General features: G+C 41.0%; 6 protein-coding genes. 2 read left to right on the top strand and 4 right to left on the bottom strand.

What is annotated here, in order from left to right:
- Window positions 1-208 precede the first annotated feature (208 nt).
- Complete coding sequence (gene hemN / locus ACE1AT_RS07620) at window positions 209-1591, top strand: oxygen-independent coproporphyrinogen III oxidase (protein WP_374866899.1); 1383 nt, start codon at window positions 209-211, stop codon at window positions 1589-1591.
- A 124-nt stretch (window positions 1592-1715) separates the two neighbouring features.
- Here the strand turns inward: hemN and ACE1AT_RS07615 are convergent, their stop codons facing one another.
- Both ACE1AT_RS07615 and ACE1AT_RS07610 read right to left on the bottom strand, forming a co-directional pair.
- On the bottom strand, window positions 1716-3467 hold the full coding sequence (locus ACE1AT_RS07615) for an ABC transporter ATP-binding protein (RefSeq protein WP_374866897.1): 1752 nt from the start codon (window positions 3465-3467) through the stop codon (window positions 1716-1718).
- Window positions 3468-3540: 73 nt separating this feature from the next.
- The gene (locus ACE1AT_RS07610; protein ID WP_374866895.1) at window positions 3541-4191 is read right to left on the bottom strand and encodes a hypothetical protein; all 651 of its coding nucleotides are present in this window, start codon (window positions 4189-4191) and stop codon (window positions 3541-3543) included.
- A gap of 302 nt (window positions 4192-4493) precedes the next feature.
- On the opposite strand from ACE1AT_RS07610, the gene galE reads away from it, so the two are divergent.
- On the top strand, window positions 4494-5492 hold the full coding sequence (galE, locus tag ACE1AT_RS07605) for a UDP-glucose 4-epimerase GalE (RefSeq protein ID WP_374866893.1): 999 nt from the start codon (window positions 4494-4496) through the stop codon (window positions 5490-5492).
- A 116-nt stretch (window positions 5493-5608) separates the two neighbouring features.
- On the opposite strand, the gene ACE1AT_RS07600 is transcribed toward galE, so the two are convergent.
- Both ACE1AT_RS07600 and ACE1AT_RS07595 read right to left on the bottom strand, forming a co-directional pair.
- Entirely contained in the window at window positions 5609-6199 is a 591-nt protein-coding gene (locus ACE1AT_RS07600) for a hypothetical protein (protein ID WP_374866891.1), read from the bottom strand.
- 196 nt (window positions 6200-6395) lie between these two features.
- Window positions 6396-7565: an FtsW/RodA/SpoVE family cell cycle protein gene (locus ACE1AT_RS07595; protein WP_374866889.1), complete on the bottom strand. Its 1170-nt coding sequence runs from the start codon at window positions 7563-7565 to the stop codon at window positions 6396-6398.
- Between the last annotated feature and the right edge of the window lie 75 nt (window positions 7566-7640).

Genomic DNA, 7640 nt, shown 5'->3' with positions numbered 1-7640 from the left:
ATTTATAAAGTAAATCTTAAGTAGGGTGTGTTATGGCTTCAGCCTAACACACCAGTTATTGGCGATGCGTTAGGCGCTTTTATGAGCTAAATTTTTCACGAAAAACATTATAAAAGCGCCTAACACACCCTACAGTGATTTGATTTTTACTTTATAAATAACCTCTGAAATCTATACCCATATACCCTTAGTGATTGGAAAAAATTCGATGGTTTTGCAAATTCCTGGTGTGAAGTTCGACATAGATATCATCAAAAAGTACGATATTCCCACACCCAGATATACGAGTTACCCACCCGCTACAGAATTGAACACAGCATTTACAGCATCGGAATTTCAAGACGCAATAGCTTGTTCAAATCAAAGAAAAACGCCTCTGTCTTTGTACTTTCATATTCCCTTTTGTCAGAGTGCTTGTTATTTCTGCGGCTGCAATGTAGTTATTTCTAATAACAAAAATATTGCCAAAACCTATCTCGAATATCTGGAGCGAGAAATCAAGCGTACAGCATCTTTAATTGATACAAATAGACAAGCAGTACAAATGCATTGGGGTGGTGGAACACCAAATTATTTAAGTTTAGAACAGGTAGAAAATCTCTGGAATAATATTACTCGTCACTTCCGCTTCGATCCCCAAGCAGAAATCTCTCTCGAAATCAATCCCCGCTACGTTGATAAGGAATATATTCTCTTTCTCAAAGAGATTGGCTTTAATCGTATTAGTTTTGGGATTCAAGATTTTAATCCCCAAGTGCAAGCAGCTATCAATCGCGTCCATCCAGAAAGAAACCTATTTGAAGTGATGGACTGGATTAGAGAAGCAGGTTTTCAAAGTGTGAATGTAGACTTAATTTATGGTCTACCGTATCAAACTTATCAAAGCTTTCACGAGACAATTAAAAAGACTATTGAGTTAGATCCTGATCGCATCGCAGTCTTTAATTTTGCCTATGTACCATGGGTAAAACCAATTCAGAAAAAAATTGCAAAGGATGCGCTACCAGCACCACAAGAAAAATTAGAGATTTTTAAAATGACCATTGAAGAGTTAACTAATAATAAATATCTCTTCATCGGTATGGATCATTTTGCTAAACCTCATGATGAATTAGCGATCGCTCAACGCAATTACACACTCAAGCGTAATTTCCAAGGTTATACTACTTGGGCGCAAGCAGAACTTTTTGGTTTTGGTGCCACATCTGTGAGTATGCTAGAAGATGCCTATGCCCAGAATCACAAGCGATTGCGTGATTATTATCAAGCAATTGATGCGGGTATTTTACCCATTGGTAAAGGCATTAAGTTAACTGGTGATGATATTCTCAGACGAGATGTGATTATGCGGCTGATGTCTCATGCCAAACTGCATAAACAAGACATTGAAGATCAGTATCATATCTGTTTTGATGAGTATTTTGCTCAAGAATTAGCAGCATTGCAACTTTTAGAATCAGATGGATTAGTCAGCCTATCAAAAGATGAAATTGGGATTACAGAAATTGGCAGATTATTAGTAAGAAATATTGCCGTTAATTTTGATGCTCATCGCCTCACACAAGAGCAAAAATTCTCACGGGCGATTTAATTTTTACTGGTATTTTTGATCAGGCGATGTTCGTAGTGAGGACTTTAGTCCTCTTTTATTATCACTAATTTAAGTAGCCCTGGCGTACGATTTCTAATCGCCGTGAGGCTTCTTGCTGTTTTAGCTAATGCAGCAATTCCTCGACTTGATGCTGACTCCACAAAGTTCTATAAAGACCTGGTTGTTGCAATAATTCTGCATGTGTGCCTGTTTGGACGATTTTACCTTTATCCATCACAAAAATTCGATCCGCAACAGCGGCGGCTGAAAGTTGATGGGTGATAAAAATCACAGTTTTACGTTTCGTCCCACCAGAAAGATTGTCCAAGATTGCTGTAGCCGTTTGATTGTCAACGCTGGATAGGGCATCATCTAATATCAAAACAGGAGCATTAATTAGCATTGCCCTTGCTAAAGCTGTACGTTGACGTTGACCACCAGAAAGAGTAATACCGCGTTCACCAACTATAGTTTCGTATTGCTGGGGAAAATTTAAGATTTCCGGGTGAATTTGGGCATTTTTGGCAGATGATTCTACTTCTTGCTGTTCTGCTAAAGGATCACCATAGCGGATGTTATTTTTGACGGTGGTGCTAAATAGAAAGCTATCTTGGGGTACGTAGGCGATCGCACTGCGTAAGTCTGCTAGAGCAATTTTAGTAATATCTATTCCATCTAAGAATAACTGTCCTTCGTCAATATCCAACAAGCGAGGTAAAGCATTAGCCAAAGTTGATTTCCCCGAACCAATAGCACCGACAATTGCGACTGTCTCTCCTGGTGCGATACTAAAGCTAACTCTATCTAAGGCACGAGTGGAAGCACCAGGGTAAATATAACAAAGGTTTTTTGCTGTCAACTGTCCTTGCACTTGCTCTGTTGGCAAATGAATTGTATCTGGTTCATCTTTAATTTTGGCTGTGACAGTCAAAATTGACTCGACGCGATCAATACTCACTTCACCTCGTTGGTAGGTGGTGATTGTGAATCCTAACAAAGCAGTGGGAAAAACTAAACGCTCTACATACAACAGCAGTGCGACAAAGCTGCCAACATCCAGGGTTCCGGCGGCGATCCGTGTTGCTCCCAACAAGATGATGACGAGTGAGCTAACATTAGCTATTCCACCAATTAAGGGAAACAGTGTATTTCGGCTTTTTGCTAATTTGAGGTTAGCTGCCAATAATTGCTGATTTTTCTGAGCAAAAGCACGCCGTTCGTTTTCTTCTTGGGCGTAAATTTTAATTAAAGCAATACCACTGATATCCTCTTGAATCAAATCGCTGATCTCCGAGAGTTGATTTTGTACTGCTAACTGTTCATTGCGGAGGCGATCGCTAAACAGACGCACTAAATACAACATCAAAGGGTAGACTGCTAACGCTGCCAATGTCATGTCTACACTAATTGAGAGCATGACTGGTAATGTCAAAACGTAAGCAAAAAAGGTATTTGCCAGACTCAATACTGCAAAACCTAATAATCGCCTGACATTATCTACATCGCTAGTGGCGCGACTAATCAAGTCACCAGCTGTGTTGGTAGTAAAATACGATGGCTCTAGCTTGAGTAAGTGTTCAAAAATTCGTTGTTTCAGTTCAAATTCGACTTGACGCCCTATACCAAATATCCAGATGCGCGACGCCATGCGAATAAACCACATTGCTGAAGTCAGCAGGATAATTGGTAGTACGTAACCGAATAACTGATTTAAGCTAAATGTAGTTGAAAGTTTGTCAACTGCTGAACGAATCAATAAAGGAATGTAAACACCTAGTCCATTGACAGTCAATAAAGCGACAATACCAAATGTTGCTTCCCGCCAGTGGGGACGCAGGTAAGTAGCAAGTACAGCAAGACGTCGTGTTTTTGCCATTCCAGCATGTTAAATAAGGCCACTCAGCTACAAATGTAGCATTGTGGCCTCTCGAATTGCAGCTTTGTTTGCTTTATCGTTGACCACCACGTAAGAAAAAGTAAATCTGGTTGAGATAACTTTCCCAAACTCGTGTTGTCAACGCCAATGTGTCCGCACTGGGTACAAAGTCTTCCAATTGCAACCCACGTCTGCGAACTTCGGTTGGAGTTTGTAACAGATATGGATTTAATTGTGCTTGCGAAAGAATGCGATCGCCGACTACATCTGACACGTTCGCTACAGTAGAGTTTGGTTTTAATGCCACTAATGTCCCAGATGTGGGTGCAGACAGAGCAATATCAGGGTTAGCAAATCTGGCGATCGGCGATTGCACTAAAAAATAGGCGACTGCTGGCGTACTAGCCAACAACAAAATCGTTAACGCCACAGCGACATATGATCCTCCTGGCTTGCCAATCGACCCATCTTTTAAATTCTGGGCGGCAAAAATCATTAATAAAATTGATGCTCCCAAAGGTTTGAGCGGAAAGGACACTACTCTCCACAAAGAAGCAATGGCTGGTTCTGTTGGATTAACAAACGACAGAAGTACAACAGCAGCCAAAATTACTAAAAATAATCGCCCGACAAAAGTTCCTTTCGGATAAAATCTCTGGAACAAAGAGACTAGAACCGCTAAAAGAAGCAGCCAAAGAAGAACCCGGCTTAGAAGTACAAACATAAGTGAACTCTCAAATCTTCTGGTGCAGTCAGCCTAGCAGTTTTGGGCATTTGAGTTATTTTACAGTCAAATAGAAGTGTTGCACTTTTATCTGGCCAAAAATAACTAATAATGTCACTCCCTTTGGGCAGAGAAATATCTCCGCACTGGGGGGGTGACTCCCCCTCACACAAAGACCACCGTCGTAGTGATTTTAGAGCAAATTTTTTCAACTGACCGCAGTTTTTGTAATTTTCCAGATCAGTATTCAGATTTAGGTAGATTAGTTTAATTTAAGTAGTCGTCTCAGCAAAAGGAAAACTATGTCACCTGGAAAGCGTACAATCTTGGTAACGGGAGGGGCTGGATATATTGGTTCTCATGCCGTACTTGCCCTATTGCAGGCTGGTTATGAAGTGGTGATTCTCGATAATCTCGTGTACGGACACCGAGATTTAGTAGAAAAAGTTTTACAAGTGGAACTCGTAGTTGGTGATACAAGCGATCGCCCTTTATTAGATAAGTTATTTCAAAGCTATGACATTGCAGCAGTGATGCATTTTTCTGCCTATGCTTATGTAGGAGAATCGGTTACTAATCCTGCCAAATACTACCGCAATAATGTTTTAGGAACTCTCACCTTACTAGAAGCAATGCTAGAAGCTTCTGTAAATAAATTTGTATTTTCTTCTACTTGTGCAACCTATGGAGTTCCCCAGACCATACCAATTCCCGAAAACCATCCCCAAGATCCTATTAATCCCTATGGTGCTACTAAGCTGATGGTAGAGAAAATTCTATCTGATTTTGGTAATGCTTATGATTTCAAATCAGTTATTTTCCGCTATTTTAATGCTGCTGGTGCTGATCCTAGTGGCAAGTTGGGAGAAGACCATAATCCAGAAACCCATTTAATTCCTTTAGTATTACAAACAGCTTTAGGTAAACGCGAATCAATATCTGTTTTTGGTACGGATTACCCCACAGCCGATGGTACTTGTATAAGAGACTATATTCACGTCACTGATTTAGCTAATGCTCATGTTTTAGGCTTGGAATATTTATTAACAGGTGGTGACAGTGAAGTTTTCAATTTAGGAAATGGTAACGGTTTCTCTGTCAAAGAAGTTATTGAGGCAGCTAAGTCGATAACAGGTTGTGATATTAAAGTTGTAGAATGCGATCGCCGTCCTGGTGATCCACCTGCCTTGATTGGCAGTAGCGACAAAGCCAGAAAAATCTTAAACTGGCAACCACAATATTCATCCCTAAAACAAATTATCAACCACGCCTGGCAGTGGCATAACCAGAGACACAAGTGATCGGGGATCGGGAATTGGGAGGACAAGGAGGACAAGGAGGACAAGGGAGACAAGGGAGACAAGGGAGAATCGTTTCACAAGTCTCTTCCCGATCCCCGATCCCCGATCCCCGATCCCTAATCCTTATTCACTCGTTGCAGCACAAACAACAACACGCCCATGCTAAAAAAACCTAAAGCTGCGATCGCCCAAATGGGTATTCCTTGTTCTGGTTTCTCAGTAATATTCTGATTGACATTTTTCACCACTTGTGAGTCTGGTTGTGTCTGTGCTACTCCAACTGCTACGGTAACTCTATACTTCAACTGAAACGGTTTAAATTTTGACCCTGCTGTTGGTTTTCCAAGTAACAGCAGTTGATAACTACCTGGTCTGGGAAAGGTAATTTCTGCCCCAGGTATTCCTTTATAGCGTTCTGCCGAGACTGATTTTAAGCTTGGCTCCAGTAGGGGCGGTTCTCCAGAAGCATGAGGTTCGGCATAAATCAGTAATTGACAATTACACTGAGCTAGCGGAATCACCTTACCACCTTTGCGCGTGAGAGCAAACCAGGCTCTTGTCGCTTCTCCAGCACGAGGAGTATCATTTGGTTCGATGTGTAGAGTAGCACCGACATCTGCTGTGGTTTTGACTTTGTGAGCAAAGCTAGGGTGAATTCCTGAAAGAAAATTAACAAAAATAAACAGTAATAATAAGTAATTAGACATGACTTAGCAAAGCAAGGAAATAGCTTTCAGCAGTTTTCATGAGTTCGCACCACAATAATTGTAGGGACGAACAACTACCCGCCCCTATTAAATGGTCTTCTTATTCCCCCTTGTCCTCCTTGTCTTCCTTGTCCCTCTTACCAATTTTTAATTTTTAATTGATAAGTCCCCCTTGCGGAAATAGGTGACATTCATTTCACGACTTACTTCTGCGTCCTCTTCGTAAAGGTATCACCTCTGCTTCACTGCTTTCCCTGGCTACCCTAATCAATAACCCAGCTGCTAGTAAACTGGCAATCATCGAATTACCACCATAACTAAACATCGGTAACGGTAAACCAGTAGTTGGTAAAGCGCCTGTGGCAACACCAATGTGGAGTAATGATTGTCCTACCATCAAAATTGTTACACCGATCGCTACCAATCTATGTATAGGATGAGTCGTTTTCAGAGCAACTATTAACCCCAAGGTTGCAAATAAACCTAACATTACCAACAGCACAATACTACCGACGAAACCAAATTCTTCAGCAAATACAGCAAAAATAAAATCTGTGTCTTGAATTGGCAAATAAAATAGTTTTTGTTGAGAAAGTCCAAAACCAGCGCCCCAATTACCACCAGAACCCACTGCGAGTAAACTCTGAACTAGTTGATAGCCATCTCCAGTGGCGTCAGCCCAAGGATTAAGGAAGGACATCACACGTTTACGCTGATACTCTTTAATACTGATACTCAATATTGCCAACAAGAATCCCCCAACTGCTGTTGCTCCCAAATATCTATAAGGTAAGCCAGCAGCTAAAGCAATCAACCAAATAGTCATCCCACACAGTGCAGTTGTACTCAAGTTGGGTTGCGCCAATATCCCTAAAATCACAAGACAGAAAATACCCAACCAAGTCAAACGAACACGCCAACTCAGTTGTTCCCATTGCCCAAAAACTCTAGCACTTTGCAGCACCAAAAAGGGTTTAATCAATTCGGAAGGTTGAATGGGAATTGGCCCTAAAGCAATCCAACGAGACGCATCAAAAGCTTTTTTTCCCAATCCTGGTACAAGGGTGAGAAAAATTAACCCTAGTAGCAGGAAAATAAACCAATGAGATACCCCAACAAATTTACGTAAGGGTAAGTTCACAACAATGTTGAAGACTATTAAAGCAACTAATACCCAAACAAGTTGACGTTTGAAGTAGTACAACCCATCATCCTGACGAACATCAGCAACAGGATAAGACGCTGAAAACAGCATGATTAAGCCTACGAACAGCCAAACCAGTGTCAACCAGCGTAACAAGCGTGCCTCTAATGCCCACTCAGACACCGAGTCATCAAATAATGGAATTAAACGGCGTAGATTCACGACTTCGATATTTTTAAATAATGTAATTATTTTATAGGTCGAAGTCTTGGGACGATGTATCTAAATCAAAACGCC

It is taken from the genome of Pelatocladus sp. BLCC-F211 (genome assembly GCF_041928655.1).
GTDB lineage: Bacteria > Cyanobacteriota > Cyanobacteriia > Cyanobacteriales > Nostocaceae > Pelatocladus.
This window is presented reverse-complemented; position numbering and strand designations above follow the sequence as displayed.